Annotated in this window: 19 protein-coding genes and 1 riboswitch; of the genes, 6 read left to right on the top strand and 13 right to left on the bottom strand. The window is 45.5% G+C overall.

Features of this window, described 5'->3' with window-relative positions:
• Positions 1–43 precede the first annotated feature (43 nt).
• The 4 genes from MUB35_RS14390 to MUB35_RS14375 form a co-directional block, all read right to left on the bottom strand.
• Positions 44–886: a carbohydrate ABC transporter permease gene (locus MUB35_RS14390; protein WP_052099779.1), complete on the bottom strand. Its 843-nt coding sequence runs from the start codon at positions 884–886 to the stop codon at positions 44–46.
• A gap of 13 nt (positions 887–899) precedes the next feature.
• Positions 900–1,790, bottom strand: a complete 891-nt coding sequence (locus MUB35_RS14385) for a carbohydrate ABC transporter permease (protein WP_033144183.1) — start codon at positions 1,788–1,790, stop codon at positions 900–902.
• Between the two features lie 100 nt (positions 1,791–1,890).
• Positions 1,891–3,249 (bottom strand): ABC transporter substrate-binding protein, encoded by a 1,359-nt coding sequence (locus tag MUB35_RS14380; protein ID WP_103732497.1) that lies wholly within the window; start codon positions 3,247–3,249, stop codon positions 1,891–1,893.
• 466 nt (positions 3,250–3,715) lie between these two features.
• Positions 3,716–4,504 carry an HAD family hydrolase gene (locus MUB35_RS14375; RefSeq protein ID WP_033144181.1) on the bottom strand — a complete coding sequence of 263 codons (789 nt, stop codon included), beginning with the start codon at positions 4,502–4,504 and terminating at the stop codon, positions 3,716–3,718.
• A 691-nt stretch (positions 4,505–5,195) separates the two neighbouring features.
• On the opposite strand from MUB35_RS14375, the gene MUB35_RS14370 reads away from it, so the two are divergent.
• The 3 genes from MUB35_RS14370 (at position 5,196) to pdaA (ending at position 7,371) form a co-directional block, all read left to right on the top strand.
• A complete protein-coding gene (locus tag MUB35_RS14370) occupies positions 5,196–6,113 on the top strand; it encodes a 3-isopropylmalate dehydrogenase (protein ID WP_244806405.1) in 918 nt (305 codons plus the stop codon).
• Between the two features lie 61 nt (positions 6,114–6,174).
• A complete protein-coding gene (locus MUB35_RS14365; RefSeq protein WP_033144179.1) occupies positions 6,175–6,420 on the top strand; it encodes a hypothetical protein in 246 nt (81 codons plus the stop codon).
• A gap of 102 nt (positions 6,421–6,522) precedes the next feature.
• Positions 6,523–7,371, top strand: a complete 849-nt coding sequence (pdaA, locus tag MUB35_RS14360) for a delta-lactam-biosynthetic de-N-acetylase (RefSeq protein WP_033144178.1) — start codon at positions 6,523–6,525, stop codon at positions 7,369–7,371.
• A 177-nt stretch (positions 7,372–7,548) separates the two neighbouring features.
• On the opposite strand, the gene MUB35_RS14355 is transcribed toward pdaA, so the two are convergent.
• Positions 7,549–9,015 (bottom strand): alpha-glucosidase/alpha-galactosidase, encoded by a 1,467-nt coding sequence (locus MUB35_RS14355; protein ID WP_103732655.1) that lies wholly within the window; start codon positions 9,013–9,015, stop codon positions 7,549–7,551.
• Between the two features lie 269 nt (positions 9,016–9,284).
• Between MUB35_RS14355 and MUB35_RS14350 the strand changes: the two genes are divergently transcribed.
• Positions 9,285–10,235 (top strand): AraC family transcriptional regulator, encoded by a 951-nt coding sequence (locus tag MUB35_RS14350; protein WP_244806404.1) that lies wholly within the window; start codon positions 9,285–9,287, stop codon positions 10,233–10,235.
• A 122-nt stretch (positions 10,236–10,357) separates the two neighbouring features.
• On the opposite strand, the gene MUB35_RS14345 is transcribed toward MUB35_RS14350, so the two are convergent.
• Entirely contained in the window at positions 10,358–11,614 is a 1,257-nt protein-coding gene (locus tag MUB35_RS14345; RefSeq protein WP_033141709.1) for a galactokinase, read from the bottom strand.
• A 136-nt stretch (positions 11,615–11,750) separates the two neighbouring features.
• Between MUB35_RS14345 and MUB35_RS14340 the strand changes: the two genes are divergently transcribed.
• On the top strand, positions 11,751–12,665 hold the full coding sequence (locus MUB35_RS14340) for a helix-turn-helix transcriptional regulator (protein ID WP_244806403.1): 915 nt from the start codon (positions 11,751–11,753) through the stop codon (positions 12,663–12,665).
• 489 nt (positions 12,666–13,154) lie between these two features.
• Here the strand turns inward: MUB35_RS14340 and MUB35_RS14335 are convergent, their stop codons facing one another.
• The 6 genes from MUB35_RS14335 to MUB35_RS14310 all read right to left on the bottom strand — a co-directional run bounded on the left by MUB35_RS14335 (position 13,155) and on the right by MUB35_RS14310 (position 18,679).
• Positions 13,155–13,688 (bottom strand): hypothetical protein, encoded by a 534-nt coding sequence (locus tag MUB35_RS14335; protein ID WP_244806402.1) that lies wholly within the window; start codon positions 13,686–13,688, stop codon positions 13,155–13,157.
• 25 nt (positions 13,689–13,713) lie between these two features.
• Positions 13,714–15,003 carry a hypothetical protein gene (locus MUB35_RS14330; RefSeq protein WP_244806401.1) on the bottom strand — a complete coding sequence of 430 codons (1,290 nt, stop codon included), beginning with the start codon at positions 15,001–15,003 and terminating at the stop codon, positions 13,714–13,716.
• Positions 15,004–15,015: 12 nt separating this feature from the next.
• Positions 15,016–15,600 carry a hypothetical protein gene (locus MUB35_RS14325; RefSeq protein WP_244806400.1) on the bottom strand — a complete coding sequence of 195 codons (585 nt, stop codon included), beginning with the start codon at positions 15,598–15,600 and terminating at the stop codon, positions 15,016–15,018.
• Positions 15,601–15,983: 383 nt separating this feature from the next.
• A riboswitch (cyclic di-GMP riboswitch) is annotated at positions 15,984–16,074 on the bottom strand.
• A 218-nt stretch (positions 16,075–16,292) separates the two neighbouring features.
• Complete coding sequence (locus MUB35_RS14320; protein ID WP_033141704.1) at positions 16,293–17,093, bottom strand: ABC transporter permease; 801 nt, start codon at positions 17,091–17,093, stop codon at positions 16,293–16,295.
• Between the two features lie 3 nt (positions 17,094–17,096).
• Entirely contained in the window at positions 17,097–17,885 is a 789-nt protein-coding gene (locus tag MUB35_RS14315; RefSeq protein ID WP_033141703.1) for an ABC transporter permease, read from the bottom strand.
• On the bottom strand, positions 17,882–18,679 hold the full coding sequence (locus MUB35_RS14310; RefSeq protein ID WP_244806435.1) for an ABC transporter ATP-binding protein: 798 nt from the start codon (positions 18,677–18,679) through the stop codon (positions 17,882–17,884). The genes MUB35_RS14315 and MUB35_RS14310 overlap by 4 nt, the downstream gene beginning before the upstream one ends.
• A 240-nt stretch (positions 18,680–18,919) precedes the next feature.
• On the opposite strand from MUB35_RS14310, the gene MUB35_RS14305 reads away from it, so the two are divergent.
• Positions 18,920–19,807, top strand: coding sequence for an AraC family transcriptional regulator (locus MUB35_RS14305; protein WP_244806399.1), 888 nt, complete (start codon positions 18,920–18,922; stop codon positions 19,805–19,807).
• A 50-nt stretch (positions 19,808–19,857) separates the two neighbouring features.
• Here MUB35_RS14305 and MUB35_RS14300 read toward each other — a convergent pair whose 3' ends face one another.
• Positions 19,858–20,769 (bottom strand): AraC family transcriptional regulator, encoded by a 912-nt coding sequence (locus MUB35_RS14300; RefSeq protein WP_033141700.1) that lies wholly within the window; start codon positions 20,767–20,769, stop codon positions 19,858–19,860.
• Positions 20,770–20,862 lie beyond the last annotated feature (93 nt).

Raw genomic sequence — 20,862 nt, 5'->3', positions numbered from 1 at the left:
TATTTTAAATCGTTCTTTGCTCCGGCTGCTGCCTTTTCTGCTGCTACCCCTTCACGGCTCCGGCAGTGATACCGTCAACGAAACTTCTCTGGAATATGGAATATACAATGATGATCGGCACCGTACAAATGGTCACTCCCGCCGCTATCAGCGATGTATTCATGGTATATTCCCCCTGGAAATACATAAGCCCCAGAGGCAGCGTCCTGTATTTATCGTCATACACCATCAGCATGGGCAGAAGATAATCATTCCAGGACCACATAAATTCAAAAATCAGCAGGGAAGTCAGAGCAGGTTTTGTCAGCGGAAGCATAACATACAGCCACGCCTTCCACTTTCCGGCCCCGTCAATGGTGGCCGACTCTATCAGTTCATCCGGCAGTTCCCGGAAAAATGACCGCATCATAAAGCAGGCAAACGGCATGGACAGCCCAAAGTACGGCAATATCATAGCCTGCAGTGTGTTGATCATGCCAAGCTGCTGTACATTATAGTAAAGCGGTATGATCATGGCATTGATCGGTATCATCATACCTATGAGAATAAAATAAAAAATCTGGTTTCTCCCTTTCCATTTCAGTTTGCCAAAGGCATACCCTGCCATGGACGAAAGCAGCAGCACCACAAAAACCCTGGGTACAGCCACTAAAATGCTGTTTTTCATATAGCCGCCCATGCGCCCGGTTGTCCATGCTTCTTTTATGTATTCAAAGGTCACTGAAGTGGGAAATGCAAACGGATCGTTTACGGAAGGGTCAAAGGGCTTTATTGCTGCCATCCACATCCAGAAGATGGGAAGAACGGAGACCAGCACAAATAAGATCAATATGGCATGTGTCAGAATACTGACCAGGTGCCGCCTGGCCGCTGTGTGTTCACTCATATTTTCCCCTCCTCTACTCTTTGTCTGTCAGTTTCATGAAAATTCCGGAGCATACCGCAATGATCACAGCCAGAACCACAGCAAGTGCCGAACCATATCCGTAATCATTCATATTAAAAGCTGAATTATACATGTAGGTGGAAATAACCTCTGACGAGTGATAAGGCCCACCCTTCGTCATAATATAGATCAAGTCAAATACTTTAAACGAACCGATCAGTGAATTGGATACCAAAAGTACGATCGTCCCCTTAATAAGCGGAACAATGACATAGATAAACTTCTGAAAGGCATTGGCCCCCTCCAGTTTTGCCACTTCCAGATAGCTGGTATCAATCCCCTGCAGCGCCGCAAGAAATACCACCATATTAAATCCGTAACAGGTCCAGCTTCCCGCAAGCACCAGGAACCATATGACCATTTTCTCATCCCCGAGAAAATCGATTCCCGCAGCCCCATGCATTCCCAGAGCATTCAGCATCCTTCCCAGGATTCCGAATTCCGGATTGTAGATCCATCCCCATACGATGCCGACTGCAACAAGCGAAACCACATTCGGCATGAAATAGGTAAGCCGGTACAAAAATTTTCCTTTTACATACTTCTGTGTCAGCATCACCGCAAAGATCAGCCCCAGAAGTACAGGAACAAAAATGGTAAACAGTATCCAGATGACATTGTTCCCCAATGCTTTATAAAAAATGGGGTCCTTCAGTACCCTTGCATAATTATCCAGACCCACAAACTTCATGAAAGGAGCCGCGCCGTTCCATTCATGAAAACTGATCCTCACAGTTGAAAAAATAGGTATCACCAGAAACAGGCAGTAGAACAGCAGTGCCGGAAGTGCAAAAGCAAAGCATCCCATCCAGTTTTTCAGCAACATCCTTTTTCTTTTATCCATAAAAACACCCTTCCCGCTGCACGTGACAGGGCTGCAGCAGAATCCTGCAGCCCCTCACAGATTTATAACAATAGAATGTTCACAGGTATGCTTCTGCCGCCTATTCTACTGAGTAGTTTCCTGCCTCGATCTCTTCCTCAAATGCCTTCTGCTTCTGTTCCATACAGGCAGCTCCGTCAATCTTGCCCGCAATAAGCTGCTGCACGTAGTTCTGTGTCACATCATTTACCTTAGGCGGCATAAGCACGTCTATATTCTCGCCAAGGTTCTCGGACGCGTTGATCTCATCCACCACATCTTTGAACAGCTCACTGACTTCGTAGGCGCTGTAATCCACATCTTTTACAGAGGGGATCAGACCTGCTTCATACCAGAGTTCCATGTTGTCAGGCTGGAACATATAGTCCAGAAATTTTACTGTCTCTTCCGGATATTTCGTCTTAGAATTTACAACTACAGCTTCACCAAGTCCCCCCGGAGGGCAGTTGTCCAGATCATCCGATGCTACCGGTACGAAGAAAAATCCCACATTGTCCTTCATATTCTCCACACACGCGGATACCAGCCAGGTACCGGTCACACGCATGGCACCTTCCCCTGCGTAGAATGCTTTATTTGCATCTTCGGATGCCAGGCTCAGAGGCTTCTCTGTGGCATATCCCTTTTCAAACACACTGTAAAGTTCATCAAGAGCTGCCCCGAATCCTTCGCTTGTCCAGGGTATTTTTCCCGCTACCGCTTCTTTTACTCTGTCCGCTCCCACAAAACTGTTCAGCCAGATTGACTCATAGTGAAATCCCGGCCACTGCTCTTTGTCATCCATGATAAGCGGCGTGATGCCTTTGTCTTTGAATTTCTGGCATATCTGCATAAACTCTTCGTAAGTCTCCGGTACTTCAATGCCTTCCTCCTCGAACATTTTCTTGTTGTAATATACGCCCAGCATTTCCAGCTCATTGGCTACACCGTACAGTTTGCCGTCGTATACGGTTTTCTCCAGAGCCCAGTCATGGAACCTGTCATCCCATTTATACTGTTCCCTGTAGTCGCTCAGATCCATTGCCAGACCGGCATTTGCCAGAACGCCCAGATAACCGGCACCGGCGTCATAACTGAAGATATCCGGGCCTTCTCCGCTGTTGATGGCAGGCTTGATGGTATTTCTCAGATCTGCAACCTTGAAAGCGGTACGCTTGATGGTGACATTGGGATTTTCCTTCTCGAAATTCTCGATGATGGTGTCTATCATTTTCGCTCCGGCACCCTCTGTCCTTAAATCCCACATGTTCAGTTCAATTTTTTCTGTGGAAGCAGCATTATCCCCCGAGTCACCTGCATCCGTTTTTGTCTCTGTCTTGCTTTCAGCCGTATCGCCCTCTTTTGCCGTTCCGGGCGTACATCCTGCCAACATTGTCCCCACAAGCACCAAACCGGTCAATACCTTCCATTTTCTTCCCATAAATACATCTCCTTTGCATAATATTTAATATTTTTGGTATGTTTAATATAGCATTTCTTGTAGAAAATGTACTTACCACTCCTTTTCCTGTTCTTTGCAGTTTTACATATTTTGGTAATATCTTTGCAGATTTACATATTTTTCTTCGATTTTGGCTGTTTGCATGGTGTATTTTTCTGCGGAAATACTGTAGAATTGCAAAGGAATTTGTTATTGATTAATTTTTCTGATAAATACGATTATTTAATTATCAGATACTTTTTCTAAATTAAATACTTTTTGCGCTGAATAGCCAAATAATCATCAAGGAGATTTCCTTTTGGAAAAAGAAATGCAAAAAGCAACTGTCCGGCAGTTTTATGCCGGGCAGTTGCTTTTTTGGGTGGGACTCTATTATTATTGATTGTTTAAGAGCGTGTCTTGTGTCTGATAATTGATTTTGATAAGCTGTGCATGACAATGCGCATCATATTATTCCGTAATGTTTCAGCGCATAATGGATTCCATCTTCCTCGATTCCCTTTGTCACATAACTGCAGTACGGGAGGATCTCTTCTTTGGCATTTCCCATTGCTATGCTGTTCTTTACTGCTTTCAGCATATCCAGATCATTCTCACTGTCGCCTACAGCAAAGCAGTTCTCCATATCTGCATCCAGATGGCTGCACATAAACCGGATTCCTGTAGCCTTTGTGTAATCTTTCTGCGTCACCTCCCAGACATTGCCGCCCCGGGGGATGCAGTAAAAATGTTCATCCAGAAATACTTTTATCTCCCCGGCTGCTTCTGTGTCCGGAAGGAATATAAGGCATTTATCATAAGTCTGGTTTTCATCGCGAAATAACTCTTCGATATTTCTCCCTTTCGCCGCAAATATCTGTATTGCCTCCTGAAGCCATGGATTGGGGTAACTGAAATCAAAATATATAGCCTTGTCAGCCTCATAAAATACAGGGATCTTGGCATCCCTCAGCATTTTTGCAACTTTCACACACATATCATGGGGAATTGCAGATTCCAGCAGCTTTTTGCCTCTGTAATAAATGTGGGTGCCGCAGCCACAGACATATCCGTCAAAATCCATGGAACGGATTTCCTCACTGATACTGTAATACGTCCTTCCGGTATTGACAAACACCTGGTGCCCGTTTCTCTTTGCCCCGGCAATCGCAGCCCTGGTACTGTCGGGTATGATCCCGGAGGGCTCCATTGCAAGTGTGCCGTCTATGTCAAAAAATATTAGTTTACTGTCCATAATCTCTCCTTAATGTTAAAGTCCGCTTTTTTTAGGTGTCTTACTGCATATAAAAACCACCCTTAAACCTTTGCATGTCAGGGTGGTATCCTTTACTTTCAGAGGTCAGCCGCGCTTGGCTGTTGTGTTCTTTTCCGTCTTCAATTTATCATATTTCTGTTAAGAATTCAAGCGATTATTGCCGGTCGTTATTGACGCTGTTATTGCTGTGTTGCTGTCCACACGCCACTGTCCCGCAAGGTATTTTCAGGCCGAGGGCACGAAAATCCCGAGGCGGCCAGCGCGATATGGAGCATTCTGCTCCATATCTGTGCATCGCGAAGCGTGTTGCCGGGCACACAGTAAACAGTAACATTGCTGCGCCGGCAAGTGGTTACTGACTGCGTCGCGCCCGGCAGTTACCAATCCATTCTCCTGCTAAACTACACTAAGTTTTACATGTAAACCGGAAATACCTGTTGCCGGCAGAAAAGGCCTGTGCTAAAATTAAAAAAAGCATATTTTCTGGATCATCTTTCTATTTTTGAATCAGTCTTGGGATTCATAATATCTTATATCATTTCATAATAACGGGTCGACGTATGTCCGGCCTGTCCTTTCGGAAAATTCGTGCTTTTCACCACATTTTTTGCAGGAGTTTTCGGAAAGGTTAGAAACCTCCTGCGTCTATAACTAAAAAAGGAGGTTTTATATGGAAGAACGGAAACAGCAGCCGCATGCCCTGCAGTGGCATCCTGCTTTTTACGCCGGAATTCAAATTGAACTGGAAGCAGAGGTAGATCTGCTGCTCTTTGAAAACGAACATCAATTGGGTACAAAACCAAAGGAAATCGATGTGCTGATCGTAAAAAAAGAAAGAGATGTTTCTATCCGGAAAAATATCGGAAGGATTTTCAGGACGCACAATATTGTGGAATATAAAAGTCCTAAAGATTATCTGAGTGTGGATGATTTTTATAAGGTTTATGGTTATACTTGTTTTTATAAGGCAGATACCGCGCAGGCTGACAGCATCGCCATCCATGATATTACCATAACCTTTGTATGCCACCGGTATCCGCGCAGTCTCATGCGGCACTTGACAGAGGAACGGGGCTATGAAATCCACAGAGAAGAGGATGGCATTTATTATATCACCGGAGATAATATCCCAATTCAGCTGATCCTGACCAAGGAACTGTCTGAGGAACAGAATCTATGGCTGAAAAGCCTGACAAATGAACTGGAAGAAACAGAGACGGCAAAACACTTGATTGAGCAGTATGGAAAGCATAAAGGTAATAACCTGTATAAATCCGTTATGGATCTTATTGTCCGTGCAAACAAAGATAAATTCAAGGAGGCAAAGATTATGTGTGAAGCATTAGAAGAATTAATGGAGGATGAACTGGAAGCTAAGAGGACTCAGGGACTGGCAGAAGGATTGGCTTTGGGAGAGGCTTTGGGAAAGGCAAAGAGTATTGTGACTCTGCTGAAGGATCTGGGTGATGTATCTGAAAAACTGCAGCGAAATATTATGGAACAAAATGACACTGAAATTCTGAACCGGTGGCTCATATACGCGGCCAGGGCCGAGACAATCCGGGAATTTGAACAAAAAATCCAATAAACCCTGACCATAGCCAAAGAAAACTGAAAACACAAAAATAAATTTAAGGGAGGCGAAGACTATGTGTGAGGCATTGAAAGAATTGATGAAGGATGAACTGGACGCCAAGTGGGCGGAAGGATTTGCAGAGGGACGGGCCTTGGGAAGGGCTTTGGTTATTCTGGATCTGCTGAAGGATTTGGGCGAAGTATCTGAAGAGCTGCAAAGAAAGATTATGGAACAGAGTGACACTGAAGTTCTAAACCAGTGGCTCAGATACGCGGCCTGGGCCGAGACAATTCAGGAATTTGAGCAAAAAATTCAATAACGGCTAACCGGAAGCATGCTCCGCATCCGCAAACTTTAAGTCCTGTCATAAAACCTCTGCAAAGGAAATATGATAGAATAAACAACCCTTCCAGGACTTATTATGCTACATAACATTCCAATTAAAAAATTTCTGGCAATCGCTCTTCTCTTTGCCGCAGCCTACTTTGCCGGCTGTTTTATCGCTGAGGCGGTAAACGGCAGGCAGGCAGAATCCGTCTCCACCTCCGCTGACGGCAACTGGGGCCTTAGTTTCCAGGAGGAGGGCAAACCGCCTGTGGCAAATGCCACCTTCGATGAATTGAAACAGTACGATGCCTATTATGCCGAAAATACAGAAGAGAAAGTCATTTACCTCACCTTTGACTGCGGCTATGAAAACGGAAATACAGCCACCATCCTGGACGCACTGAAAAAACACAATGCCCCTGCCACCTTCTTTGTGGTTGGAAATTTCATCTCTACCAGCCCTGATCTGGTAAAACGAATGGTCAAGGAAGGCCACACCGTGGGCAATCATTCCTTCCATCACCCGGATATGTCCAAAATATCCACCATAGATTCCTTCTCCAAGGAACTTCAGGAGTTGGAAGACCTCTACACAGAGACTACCGGTAAGCCCATGACCAAGTTCTATCGCCCGCCCCAGGGCAAATACAGTGAAAGCAACCTGAAAATGGCACAGGAACTGGGCTATAAGACTTTCTTCTGGAGTCTTGCCTATGTAGACTGGTATCAGGATAAGCAGCCTTCAAAAGAGGAGGCCTTCAGTAAACTTATCGGAAGGATCCACCCCGGCGCCGTCGTACTCCTGCACAGCACCTCCAGCACAAATGCCCAGATTCTCGATGAACTGCTGAGCAAATGGGAAGAGATGGGGTATACTTTCCAGTCATTGGATCAGTTAGTGGAAAAGAGCGGGACGGTAAAGAAGACATCTAATATTGTCTAATACAGATTATCTGACATCTCCGGTCAGGATAAACGTATGAAATAAGAATAGCAGACAAACGTCAATAAGCCTGCCCTGTACTTAACCGTCAGGCAGGCTTATTGCTTACTTAAGGTCAGCCGCTTTATGTGCGGCTGTTCCTTTTCTAACTATAATATAGCATTATGGAGGCAATATTTATACCGTAATTTTCCTCTTTTCATGCTCCGCAGCAACTTCCTCAACAGATTTCTCCTGAAGTCTCACTGCTCCTTTATATCCCTCTTTCGTAGGAATCAAATCGCCCTTTGCCAGGTTCTCTTTTGCCTGTGCAATGGCTTCTTTATACTGCGGCAGCCATTGTTCCTGCGCAACCAGCATTTCGTCGATCATCTGCCATACTTCCGGCGGGTTGCAGACTGCACCTGTGAGCGGATCCATTAATGCAGCCTGTTTCAGCAGTTTTGCATCTCCATGCACGGCTGCCTCTACTGCCAATTTCTGAACCCAGATGGACTGTGAACACACTGCAGCACATCCCAGAGGAAGGTCTCCCACCTTAGGAACACTGATGCCGTTTCCATCTACATAACAGGGAACTTCCACTACGCTTTCATAAGGAAGGTTGGTGATGCAGCCCTCATTCATCATATTGAAATGTCCTCTGTATTTTTTACCCGTTTCAAGTGATTCAATGATGTAAGAACAGTGCTCTTTTCCTCTCTCGGAACCGTCCAGTTTCTTCGGCTCCTCAGCCAGGATCTTCGGATAATCGGTATCAAACCAGTTTCTCTCCTCTCTGGTCACGCGCAGATATCCGCCTGTCTCTCCGTTGATCCAGTTGTCCAGATTGATCCAGTCTTTGATCTCATCCGGGCGTTTGCGGTACCAGGAAACGTACTCGGAAAGGTGTCCGTTGGATTCTGTGGAATAATAGCCAAAACGTTTCAGCATATCAATACGCACTTTTTCTTCTTCACTGAATTTTTCATGCGCTTCAAATCCCGGCAGGATTTTCGGCAGCATATCTTCTCCGTGATGTTTCACGGAAATATACCATGTCTGGTGGTTGATACCTGCACAGATAATATCCAGCTCTTCTCTGGGGATTCCAAGAACTTCCGCAATCTGCAGTTCGCCGTGTATCTCACCGTGGCAAAGGCCGATGGTCTTCACGCCGCCGTATTTATTGCAGGCCCAGGTAGCCATTGCATTGGGGTTTGAGTAGTTGAGCATGATTGCTCCCTCCTCAGCCACCTCACGGATATCCTTACAGAAATCCAGCATGGCAGCGATCACCCTCTGTCCGTACATGATCCCGCCTGTGCAGAGTGTATCACCTACACACTGGTCAACACCGTATTTCAGCGGAATCTCAATATCTGTCTCAAAGCCCTCCAGACCGCCGACACGTACACAGTTAATGATGTAGCGGGCATTTCTGAATGCCTCTCTTCTGTCTGTGGTTGCCTGAATCTTCACAGGGATTCCATTGGCATCCAGGTCTCTCTGGCATAATGCCCTTGTTCTCTCCAGATTCTCCCCATTGATATCTGTAAATGCGATCTCCACATCGCGAAGCTCCGGCACTGACATGATATCTGTGAATAATGTCCTTGCAAATACAAGGCTTCCCGCTCCGATAAATGCTATTTTAAAACTCATAACATAACCTCCCGTTTTTCTTTTGATTTTTATGATGTTTATTATAAACGGTGGTTTTTATTGATGTGGAAAGTATTGTTGTGCAAATTTGAAAATGCAAGATATTGCCGTATATATTTTTCTTGACAACCGACGGGCCAGCTCTCACAATAAAAGTAACCGAAATGATCCTACCCAAAATGCATAAGCGCCGGGATCCATGTCACCTTATCATCCTCATAGATATTCTGAATACCGATGACCGCGCGATCGCTGAAAGGAGAACTGCCATGAGCATTTTTGATCCCACACATCATTTCATTTCCATAACTGCTTTTTACGCCCTTTCCCTGACAGAATATGATATGCACGCTCATGCCCATGCCAGTTGTGAGATCATGTATGTCACAAAAGGAAATTGTCACATTTATGTAAACCATGAAGCCCACTGCCTGGAAGAAAGACAGTTTATATTTCTGGATGCTGAAGTGCCACACCGTTTATGGATTCCCAAAGGCTCTCCCTGCTCCCTGCTGAATCTGGAGTTTCGCTGCCAGGAGGAGAAGACTACACTGGATCTCTTAGAACCAAGGAGGGAAAGCGCGTCTTTTGACCGTTTCTGCCGTTCCAAAAAGGCTATCTGGATTTCCAATGACACAGGAAATCTGGGGTATTCCCTGAAAGACCTGATCTCTCAGTTAGAGCAGAAGATTCCGTATTCCAAAGATGTACATATGTCCCGCAAATTCACTGCCCCGGACACGGATTACCTTATCCGGCTGCTGTTTTTCCGCACCATGCTGGAGCTGTCTCAGTGTCTTCTGGAAAATAACAAGGCAACAGGTGCCGTATACCTGAAAAAAGCCTTACTGTATATCTCTGCGCATCTGACAGAAGATATACGGATTCCGGAACTGGCTGCTTACGCCGGAATTAACAAATCTTATCTCCAATCCCTGTTTTCCAGACATATGCACTGCACGATTACAGATTATGTCAACCGAAAAAGATTGGAACAGGCTGCTTTTCTGCTGACAAACAGTTCTCTGTCCGTGACAGATATTGCGTTCCATGCAGGATACAACAGCCGCCAGCATTTTGGCAGCACTTTTGAAAAATATTATGGGACCAGCCCCAGGGCTTACCGTCAGCTTCATGAAAAGAAAATAGATACTTCTACCGGACATGGACAGTATACGATTCGGGAGGATGGGACCTGGGATACGGAACCGCTGGAATAAAAAAACAGGAGAGTGAAGTAACCGTTATGGTTATCCGGCAACAGCTCAGCTGTCTGAATTTTGCTGAGCTGTTACGTTATCTTCACTCCCCTGGCTTATTTATGATTATGCCTTCAGAAATTTTAGAAATCCATATGTACTGCGCCTGTCTGGCGAATCTGCATTACATAAATATTTTCTTTACCCATGTATGGTGTCATGTATTCTACATAATCTGCTGTCATATCTTTTGGAAGCACTGCTGCGATCACACCGGCAAATCCACCGCCATGTACTCTGCAGTAACCTCTTCCGGCCTCTTCGATGAACATTTCTGTCAGAGCCAGGGCTACCGGAACCGCCTGTTCTGTCTCATCCTTAGTTGCAAAACAGTTCTGCAGCCATTTCCAGGAACTATTACCGGATTTGGTGATACACTGTAAAAAGGTATCGTAATCCTTTTCTTTGATTGCTTTCACTGCAGCATCCACACGATTCTGCTCCGCAAAGAAATGCAGTGCGCGCATAACAGCTCTGTCTCCGGCCTCTTTTCTGACTTTGTTCAGATTCTGCATAAACTCTTTTTCATCCACATCGGCGAGCACTTCTTTGCCCATAACCTGTGCTGCTTTTTTCATTTCAATGGGGACAGAGGAATATTCTGCACTTAAATCCGCATGGCCTTTTCCTGTATTTACAATGATCAGGTCATATCCAAGCTGGTCATATCCGAAATCCAGCTTCTCTACTTTCGGCATTTCCTCCTTGAAATCAATGGTGATCACACCGCCCACTGCACACGCCATCTGATCCAGCAGACCGGACTGTTTTTCCCAATATTCATGCTCTGCGTACTGGCCGATCTTAGCGTATTCAACATAATCTATTTTTCCGTCATTGCTGAAATAATCAACGATAGCACAGATAAGCATTTCAAATGATGCGGAGGAGCTTACCCCTGCTGCGCCGATAACATCTGTGGACACATATGCGTCAAAGCCTTCCACTTTATATCCCTTTTTCACAAATCCCTCAAACATACCGATTAGCAGGGAAAGTGTTCCCTGGCATTTGCAGGTTGTGTCCATATTGTCTAAATCAACGGTAATGCTCTGGTTATAATTCTCGCTGATCACGTGAACCAGTGAGGTGCCGTTCTTCCTTGCGGCAGCGATCGTATCCATAGCAATACTTCCGGTCAGCACCTTACCATGGTTGTGGTCCGTATGGTTGCCCAGGATCTCTGTTCTTCCCGGTGATGTGAAGAAGTCAGCTTCACCTTCGCCAAATGCTTTCACAAATTCCCGGTACAGATGATTGTAGCGCTCCTGCTCCATCTGCAATTTCTCTTCACCGTAAACTGTTTTCAGAGTTGCAACTGCTTTTTCATTTTCAAACATTGTAAAATACCTCCCGTTTTTCTTGACTCATACTTTACTTGTATTATAATGTAGATATTGGGTGAATTTCTAGGAATATCTTGAAGAATATATGGATGATATTGAGATTTTGGCGTTTTACCGGGGAGGAAAAAGGATGCAGATACAGACAAACAGGAATCAGAGGGAAATTAAGGCGCATGGGGACTTTACATTTCCTGTACTGGTGAGTAAAGAGTGTATTACGGACTATGAATTCGGAACATTTTCCTGGCATTGGCATTCGGAGATTGAGATGACACTGGTGGAGGACGGGGAGATGATCTACCAGGTGAACGGAGCGGATTTTCATCTGCAGGAGGGGGACGTGATGTTCGGCAATGCCAATACACTGCACAGCGGGCATATGGTTGAGGGGAAGGACTGCCATTACTGGAGTATTACCTTTGACCCCAAGATTGTGTATGGGTTCGAGAAGAGTCTGATACAGACAAAATACGTGGACCTGGTGGTAAATGGACATGAGTTCTCGGCGCTTTGGTTTGACGGGAGTGAGGAGTGGCATGGGGATATCAGGGAGAAAATGAAGAAGGTCATAGAGCTGGATTTGGAGAGGCCGGATTTTTATGAGATGGAGGTGCAGATGCTGTTGTCGGAGATCTGGCTGGTTTTGCTGCGCCATCAGGGGGCTTTTAATCAGGAGGCGGAATCGCTGAATCCTAAGGAGCTGGCAAGGCTTAAGACTATATTGGGGTTTATTCATGAGAATTATGATAAGAAAATCACCCTTACAGATATTGCAGATTCCGTGCATATCTGTAAGAGTGAGTGCTGTCGTTTTTTTAAGAAACATATGAATGAGTCTTTGTTTGATTATCTGCTGCGCTATCGGGTGGAACAAAGCATTCCTTATCTGCGGGATGAGGAGTATAGTATCACGGATGCGGCGTTTAGTGCCGGGTTTACGGACGCGGGGTATTATTCCCGGGTGTTTCGGAAATGTACCGGGGTTTCGCCGCGGAAATTCCGGAAAGACAGCTATCTCATGTCAAATGTTCTGAGTTCTTTGTAAAATACAGTACAATGGCCCAAAGAGCATTTATATCCCTCTATTGTAATAGCTCTCCTCTTCCCCGGACTCATCCTGAAACTATTAGACGCTTACAATCCTTTACAACTGACATAAAAATACTCCTTTTTGGTAAGAATTTTCATTTCTCGATTCTTATCAAAAAGGAGACATTTTTTCCAAATAAGTAAATTAATTTATGCCACCTTATGAATTCTTTTTGACACTTCCAATAATTCTGTAGTATCTTCCCTACTACAGCTTCGAGTTATTTTCTAGTAAATATCAACCAATATGCATTACCTATTTTTTTCATTTTCTGCTTTTCAGGAAAACATATATGCCTGCAAATCTCTAATTTATTTTTAAACTTCCATATATACTTTTAACTATTTAAAAATATAATCTATCCGTATACATTAAATAATCTTAAATAGTTATAAATAGATTATTATGAAATACCTCTATATTCTATAATAGTACATTAACTCATTACGGTGTTACTGGAGCTTCATAACTTACTGTAAAATTCATTGTTCCAGTGTAAGTTCCCGCCGGTCTTTTTAAAGCAGTATTTGTACCATCTTTTAAATTGAGTGACTTTTCCAATGCATTACTCACAGTGTCATTGCTAAAACTTACTGATTGAAATTCATCTTCTCCATCTTTTAATACCATTTTCCATTTAACCGTACTATCCTTGTCATTTTCCAGTTCTACTTCATTACTATCTGCTTTTATAACGACACTATACTTCGGCTCAAGATTAACATTTTCAGCCTTTAAAACAATAGTCGCATTTAAATTTTCATCCACAGTAAACGCCGCCGGAATTGTCACTGTATAATCTATTGGTTCAGTAATCGAAATACTAGCACTACCACCCGGGGTACTTTCAGTTTTTGGTGTCCCATTAGTTTTATCTGTTGGTGTATAAATTGTATTATCCGCTGCCAACACCGGCACACACATCCCAATCGTCATAACCCCTGCCAACCCCATAGCTACTAACCCTTTTTTCTTCATAACCAAATCCTCCTAAATTATAATTTTAATTAATTTCCATTTCAAAATTCTCGACTCTGCTCTCATACACCACATGGAACACCAGCACTCCCGAATATTCCCCCGCACACAAATCAATATTATTTTCCGGCAGAATATTCACATCCTGTGCCTCACTCCATCCATCCAGAATCGCGTGATTCTCTTCCGGTGTAATCAAGTTTCCGGCTATCTCCAGCCGGTATTCCCAACTGTTTTCTCCGCAGTACAATGCGAAGTTCCTCCTGTCTCTGCTCTCAGTTCCTTCCACTGTGACTACAAGCTCTCCATCCTCTTCCGGTATCAATTTCTTAGTCTGAATCGTAAAGCTGTCCGTGTCATCTGTCAGTTTTACCTGTGAAGGAATTTCGACTTCATATACAGGTTCATTTGACGGCAGCGGCTCTTTTTCAGCATCCAGTTCTTCCGGGTTATTATCCATATCTTCTATTCCATCTATGGCTTCCCCTTCATCCTTTCCACCGGTATCCGCTGTCTCTTCATCTTCTGCGTCTGTTTCCTCAGAAATATCCTCCTGTCCTTCCGTTTGAGGTGAGGTCACCTCATGGGCCTGTTCATCCATATGGGAAATATTATCCTTCTGGCCCTGATTTGTTATTCCGGACGGTGTATCTTTCTGACTGTCACCGCTTTCTTCTCCTCCGTTCTCATCTTCTTTCTTATTATTTTGTCCGTCTGTCTCCCCGGATTCTTCCGGTTTGGAATCCTTCTGTTCAGGATTTTCACTTTCGGGGTCATCTTCCCCCTGCTGCTCTGAATCCTGGTCTTCCTCCTCCAAATCCTTACTTTCCTGCTGTTCCTCCAGCTCCTGCTGCTTTTTCAGCTCTTCTTCTGCTTTCAGCTTTTCCAGCTCATACTTGCAGGGAACCGCTTCAACTGCAGGCCGGTACGCACATTCCGGACAATGATTTGTAATGCCGTCCCCATCCGTATCCACACACTCATGGTCGCATGGTATTTCCGGCACTGCCTCTCTATAGCCACAGAATTCATCGTGATGATGCACTCTGTTGACTTCATCCTTTTCTTCCTCATTTTCTTCCTGAAGACTATCTTCTGTTTCCTCTTCTTCGTCAAAATCCTGAGGTTCTTCTATATCTGCTGAAATCCAATTTCCGTCCACATCCCGGACAAGCTCCTGTGATACTGCAGGATCTGCTTCCCCGTCTTCATTAAATTGCTCCGCGTCAGCAAAGGCCATCCCTGTATTTCCAACTACAAGTACCGCTGACGTGATAACAGAAATTACAATCCCTCTCCAATTCCTGCTGTCCATGAAACACCACCCTTATCTCACATCGAGCACGGTCTCCATATTTGCTCCGTTCATGGGGGATAAGTCCACAATACTTGCCGTTGTGATTCTCAGTTCAGCCGCATATTCCCCTGCATCCAAAGCCTTGCTCAATGTAGCTGTTGTAATCGCCTCCCCGGGAGGCACCTGTTTTGATTCATAAAGCACTTCCCCGCTGTCCTTGAGCACAAGCTGGAATGTAAAATAACAGGGGTTCCCTTCCGGGTTGGAAAATGCCACATCCACATCTGTCTGTCCTGCAGGAATATATATCTTAGGATATCCCGGTAATTCTATATTCTCCGCATTGGGATCGCCTTTCGGGGCCTCCGGGATAGTTCCGTCCCAGTCCCCTGCATTTGGATCAATATCCGCTGATACCTGCTCCTCCTGTGCCTTGTCATTGTCTCCGCCAAACCATCCGAGCTTATACCCCGCTGCACCGGCACCGCCCACTGCTATAACACCTACAAGGGCTCCGATCATGATTTTCTGTCTCAGTACCGCATTCTGAAGTTTCAGGGCATTATCAGTGACCATCTCACCGGTGCTCTTTGTTTTCTTCTCTTCTTCACTCAATTCTCTCACCTCTGAAATTTTTGGCCGCACGGAATTATATTTTATGTCTTCAGGATGTTTTTGTTATTATAGGTATAATAACAAAGAGAGTATGCCTAGGCATACTCTCGCGCGGTTCCTGATTTTTTTCAGTTTCGGATGTTTGTGCGGCAAACTCCGGCGCTATGCCTGAACTTTGCACAAACCTAAAGGATTCTGCTGCCTCCGGCAGGGGCGTTCTTTCATTTTTTGTACAAAAAGAACATACTTATCCTGTGACAAGTATCTACCGGCTTTTTACCTCGGGATACACTTTTCCCCGAAATAAAAACTGCCTGCAGCAATTTGCAGGCAGAAGCGTATCAAAATAAAGCAAGGTATAAAAATCACCTTACAAAAAATAATACGGCAACTGGCTGTCATAGTCATGCTTGTTAGACCTTAGACCCTTTAGCTTTGTGTCACTGCCTTTCGACAGCTTTACTATTATCGAATATTTATCTTAAACTCACCATACTCCATTTCGTGTTAAATGTCAACATGTATTTACAGAGTACCAAAATTATACTATTTATGCCAAGAATGTGCAAATATGACTTTGCACATCCAGTATGACAAAAATATTTCTTCACAATATATTCGCAATGTTATACCCTGCATTATTTTAATATTTTTAAATTCATCCGCATTCCCCGAAACAATCCTGTCCCATCTCAATTCCCACTACTCTCATACCTCCCAAGCCCCCTCTTAAGCACAATCACAGCCACCCCCGCCATCACCGCACACACTGCCGGCATAACCATCACCCCGGCACGCATCCCGCTCTTTCCCAGCAGATACCCCACCGGATAGTAACTGACAAACGCATACGGAATCAAATACGCAAATATCCCCTGCAGTACAGGCGGATAAATGATCAGCGGATATTTCGCCATCTCCCCAATGGAAATAGCAAAGAAATTCAAACTGTTCTTCCCTCCCTCCATCCAAAATGAGGCACAGCTTGCAATCCAGATCATACACACACGAATCACACAACATTCCACAAGAAACACCGCCAGACAGACAATTTTCCACAAACTCCACCTGATATTACAGTGACTTGCCCCCAGAGCAAACACAGCCGCCGCAATCCCCATCTTATTCAGCCCGTCAAAATCAATCCTGGCCGTGAGAAGCTGCAGCCCCACGGGAAGCGGCCGCACCAGAAACCGGTCCAGATCCGCCATATTGATCATCTCCGCAATCTTCCAGGTTCCCTGAAAAAAGAAGTTAATACACCCCTCCGAGAACAACAGAAAACTGTACAAAAGCAGTATCTCCCACAGCTTCCAGCCCCCCACCTCAGGGATATTACTGTAAATGATCCCAAGCACCCCCAGATTACAAACCTGAGAAAACCCGGTAAAAAATACCATCATCAGGAAATCCGTCCTGTACTCAGCCAGGGACTTCATATTCTGCATCTGAATCTGCCCATACATCCTCAGATAATGCCTCCATCTCCTCATCTCTCACCCTCCATACAGGGAAATGACCCCTGATGCTTTCTTCCAAAAAAGTGCCCCGCACACCCACAAAATCCCAATCCAAACAGCCTGCACCGCAATCCCCCGAAGACTCTCCTCCATGGAAAAAGTCCCTATAAAAATGCTGCATGGCGTAAATACGATTCCCTGAAAAGGCAGCACCTCCACAACCCTTCTAAGCCCCCCGGGAAACATCACAAGCGGCAGGATCGCCCCGGAAAAAAAGTTGGTCAGCACCTCCCTGGCCTTAGTCACCCCATAAGAATTATCCGTATAAAAACACAGCAGGGAAAACAAATACTGTATCCCAAACTTTATCCCCATTCCCAAAAACAGGGACACCAAAAACAGCAGTACCCTCTCCAAACGGATTCCCGCCGCACCGTTCACCGACAGATACAGACACCCGACAAGTATCAGCGTCACCCCGAATTCCATCCCGGCTGTCCCCAGCATCCTGAAAAAAAGCATTCCCTTGTAAGGCACCGGCTTGAGCAGATCAAGAATGATATCCCCCTTTATGATCCTCTTCGCCGTATTCATCTCAAATCCAAAAGAAAAGGAACAGTTACACAAAAAGGCTACAAACACATACTTTCTCATAATTTCCCAGGTATACCCATTTACCACCCCCTGATACCTGAAAATACTCCTCCATACATAATAGAGCACTGCAGCCTGGATAAAATTAGCCAGCATCCCCGTAATAAAATTGCTCCGGTACGCACATCCCTCCAAAAACCCGCACCGCATATAAGCCATGTACTTCTTCATCCGCAGCTCCTCCTGTTAAAAAGCCCGATCACGATCTGCTCCAGCGTGGTCCCTTCAGGATACTGTTCAAAAATCTTATCCATCCTGTCATCAAATAAAATCTCCCCCTGCTCCAGAATGATCAAACGCCCGCACAGGGATTCCAGGTCATTCAGGTCATGGCTGGTCAGCAGAATCGTCGTATTCTTCTCCTCATTGATTCTTCGCAGAAACGCATAAATCTTCTGCTTCACCGCCACATCAAGTCCAATGGTAGGCTCATCCAGAAAGAGGATTGGCGGCTCATGCAGAAGTGCCGCCGCCATATCTGCCCGCACCCGCTGCCCCAGCGAGAGCTTCCTGGCCGGCTGCCCCAGAAATGCGTCCAAATCCAGAATCTCCCGGAATTCCCGCATATTTTTTTCGTACCTGTCATCCGGTATCTCATAGATATTTTTCAGCAGCCGAAAAGTCTCGATCACCGGAATATCCCACCAAAGCTGTGTCTTCTGTCCAAATACCACACCGATCTTCTTCGCGTTCTCCATCCTGTCACAAAACGGGTTCTTTCCCATAATGGACACCTCACCCCCGCTGGGCTTCAGAATCCCTGTGAGCATCTTGATCGTGGTGGATTTCCCGGCCCCGTTTGCGCCCAAAAACGCCACACTCTCCCCCTGCGCAATGGAAAAAGACACCCCCTTCACAGCCTCCTTTTTCCCATACCTGGGTTTGATAAGATGGCGGATACTCCCCCGGATTCCCTCCTCCCTTTTGACAGTCCTATACTCCTTTTTCAAATCTCTGACTTCCATCACTTCCAATTTGAGCACTTCCTTTCCCCAGTTTATTACCTGTTTGAAGGATAACAGACCCTCCGCAAAATGGACATATGGTTTTCTAAGAAATACCTGTCAAAATCCAACATCTTCGCCACATCCCCTCGAATTTTACTGCCTCCCGTGATAAAATATCACTATTCAAAGTCCTGCGAAACCCAGCACGAAAGCCGGAGCAGACTATCATCCACAATACAAGAGAAAGGAAGTGCTGTTATGCTCGGAAACAGGGACCTTTTGATCCACCGGACTGCCGTCAGTCTCCTGTCCCTGCAGTTCAAACACTGCGGCATCCAGGAGTGCAGTCCCGGCTATCAGTATGGATTTTATATGAAACCCTACCACCTCATCCATTTTGTCCTGAAAGGCAGCGGCACTCTGGAGACTGAGGGAAGAACCTACAACGTCCGCGCCGGACAGGCTTTCTATATCCCCTCCGGCACTTCCGGGCACTATCAGGCCTCCCGCACAGACCCATGGAAATACACCTGGATCGGTTTTTTCTGCGATTCCCGCAGCCCCTTTGTGGAAATGCTGTTCGGCAAAGACAGGGTTACGGATATCTGCCTGCCTCCGGATGAACTGGAGCGCCTGATATTATCTATACTCACTGTCACAGATCCCCGGCTGCAGAATGTCAGGTCCTACAGCAGAAATGAGTATCCCGGCGAACAGTTTTTCCCTGTCTCCCAGCCGGAGAAATGTCTGGAAGTGAACAGCCGTATGCTCCACCTGTTCGCACGCCTGATTGAAACACAGGCCTGCTATTGTCCCTCCTCTATCCGGGAAAAAGATTATGCGCAGGATGCCAGGGCCTTTATTGACTCCTGCTACAGCGAGCCCATCAAAATACAGGATGTAGCGGATGTACTCCATATTCATCCCAATTACCTGTGTTCTGTTTTCAAGACAGCCTATGGGCAGACTCCCAGGGAATATTTAAAAGCGCTGAGAATGGAACGTGCCTCCACCCTGCTTCTCAGAACAGAACAGCCCGTGTCGACCATTGCCGCGTCAGTGGGCTTTTCCAGCCCCTTTCAGTTCTCCGCCATGTTCAAGAAATACTTCGGCCTCTCACCTGCCGCCTATCGAAAAGAGGGATAATAGAGAAAAAGATACCCGCCGGCATCTCTGCCGGCGGATATCTTTTTCCCTTACAAGGGCGCCCCCTCATAATCACCTTTTTTATTTTTGATCACCAGTTCTTCTTCTTCCTCTCTGTAAGCTCTCGGGCTCATTCCATAATGCTGTTTGAATATTTTGGAAAAAGCCAGCTGATCCACATAGCCCACGGAATTGGCAATGGCATTGATCTGCATATCTGTGTTCTTCAGCAGGGACCTTGCTTTTTCCATACGCAGGTTCACCAGATATTCCTGGGGTGAACATCCTATGGCTTTCTTGAAACTGCTTGTCAGATAACTTCGGTTCACACCAATGTAATCCGCAAGCTCATTGATCTTGATCTTCTGGTTATAATTAAAGGAAATATATTCCATTGCATGTTTCACATACACAGAACCGGGATATGGATGCGGACTGCCCGAACCCGGAATATTCTTCCTGTGCTCGTCAATCAGCGCGGAAAAAAACAGCATCAGAAGCCCGTTTCTCCTCAGCTCGTCCGTGTAGGAGAGCTGGTGCGCCTCCAGCATTGCATCAATATATTCATTCAGCACCCCCATGCACTCAACCTTATGCACAGGCGTCTTCACTGAAAATCCCGCACCATTGGCACATTCCTCAGCCTTAAACCCGGTAAAGCCCACCCACATATAAGACCACGGGTCATCCTGGTCAGCCTCATACCATGCCTCCGTGCTGGGCGGAATCAGGAACGCGTCCCCTGCGCTCAGGTTATATTTCTTTTTATATATCTCCAGAGTTCCCTTACCTTCCCTCACAATATGCAATACATAAGAAGTCCTCTTATTCGGCCCGAAACGGTGCCCCGGGTCGCAGTATTCCCAGCCGCAGTAAATAAGACATAGCTCCACAGCTTCCCTCTGCAAATCTTCCAGGCATCTGTATCTGGCCGAACTCGTAAATCCGGTTGTGTGTTTCAACGCAATCCCTCCTTCTGCATGCATAGATGACAATGGACAAACACCATTGCCGCAGTTAAAAAACGGCGGAAATGTCCGGGAACACTACCCTGA

Origin of the sequence: Blautia sp. NSJ-175, assembly GCF_022867815.1 — a bacterium.
In the GTDB taxonomy this organism is placed as follows: Bacteria; Bacillota; Clostridia; order Lachnospirales; family Lachnospiraceae; genus Blautia; species Blautia celeris.
The sequence above is the reverse complement of the archived record's forward strand: the minus strand, read 5'-3'. Positions and strand labels throughout refer to the sequence as shown.

What these genes read in the sequence shown, in the direction of transcription:
- MUB35_RS14390 (WP_052099779.1), bottom strand. Translation starts at nt 886, where the DNA reads ATGAGTGAACACACAGCGGCCAGGCGGCACCTGGTCAGTATTCTGACA.
- MUB35_RS14385 (WP_033144183.1), bottom strand. Translation starts at nt 1,790, where the DNA reads ATGGATAAAAGAAAAAGGATGTTGCTGAAAAACTGGATGGGATGCTTT.
- MUB35_RS14380 (WP_103732497.1), bottom strand. Translation starts at nt 3,249, where the DNA reads ATGGGAAGAAAATGGAAGGTATTGACCGGTTTGGTGCTTGTGGGGACA.
- MUB35_RS14375 (WP_033144181.1), bottom strand. Translation starts at nt 4,504, where the DNA reads ATGGACAGTAAACTAATATTTTTTGACATAGACGGCACACTTGCAATG.
- MUB35_RS14370 (WP_244806405.1), top strand. Translation starts at nt 5,196, where the DNA reads ATGGAAGAACGGAAACAGCAGCCGCATGCCCTGCAGTGGCATCCTGCT.
- MUB35_RS14365 (WP_033144179.1), top strand. Translation starts at nt 6,175, where the DNA reads ATGTGTGAGGCATTGAAAGAATTGATGAAGGATGAACTGGACGCCAAG.
- pdaA (WP_033144178.1), top strand. Translation starts at nt 6,523, where the DNA reads ATGCTACATAACATTCCAATTAAAAAATTTCTGGCAATCGCTCTTCTC.
- MUB35_RS14355 (WP_103732655.1), bottom strand. Translation starts at nt 9,015, where the DNA reads ATGAGTTTTAAAATAGCATTTATCGGAGCGGGAAGCCTTGTATTTGCA.
- MUB35_RS14350 (WP_244806404.1), top strand. Translation starts at nt 9,285, where the DNA reads ATGAGCATTTTTGATCCCACACATCATTTCATTTCCATAACTGCTTTT.
- MUB35_RS14345 (WP_033141709.1), bottom strand. Translation starts at nt 11,614, where the DNA reads ATGTTTGAAAATGAAAAAGCAGTTGCAACTCTGAAAACAGTTTACGGT.
- MUB35_RS14340 (WP_244806403.1), top strand. Translation starts at nt 11,751, where the DNA reads ATGCAGATACAGACAAACAGGAATCAGAGGGAAATTAAGGCGCATGGG.
- MUB35_RS14335 (WP_244806402.1), bottom strand. Translation starts at nt 13,688, where the DNA reads ATGAAGAAAAAAGGGTTAGTAGCTATGGGGTTGGCAGGGGTTATGACG.
- MUB35_RS14330 (WP_244806401.1), bottom strand. Translation starts at nt 15,003, where the DNA reads ATGGACAGCAGGAATTGGAGAGGGATTGTAATTTCTGTTATCACGTCA.
- MUB35_RS14320 (WP_033141704.1), bottom strand. Translation starts at nt 17,093, where the DNA reads ATGAGGAGATGGAGGCATTATCTGAGGATGTATGGGCAGATTCAGATG.
- MUB35_RS14315 (WP_033141703.1), bottom strand. Translation starts at nt 17,885, where the DNA reads ATGAAGAAGTACATGGCTTATATGCGGTGCGGGTTTTTGGAGGGATGT.
- MUB35_RS14310 (WP_244806435.1), bottom strand. Translation starts at nt 18,679, where the DNA reads ATGGAAGTCAGAGATTTGAAAAAGGAGTATAGGACTGTCAAAAGGGAG.
- MUB35_RS14305 (WP_244806399.1), top strand. Translation starts at nt 18,920, where the DNA reads ATGCTCGGAAACAGGGACCTTTTGATCCACCGGACTGCCGTCAGTCTC.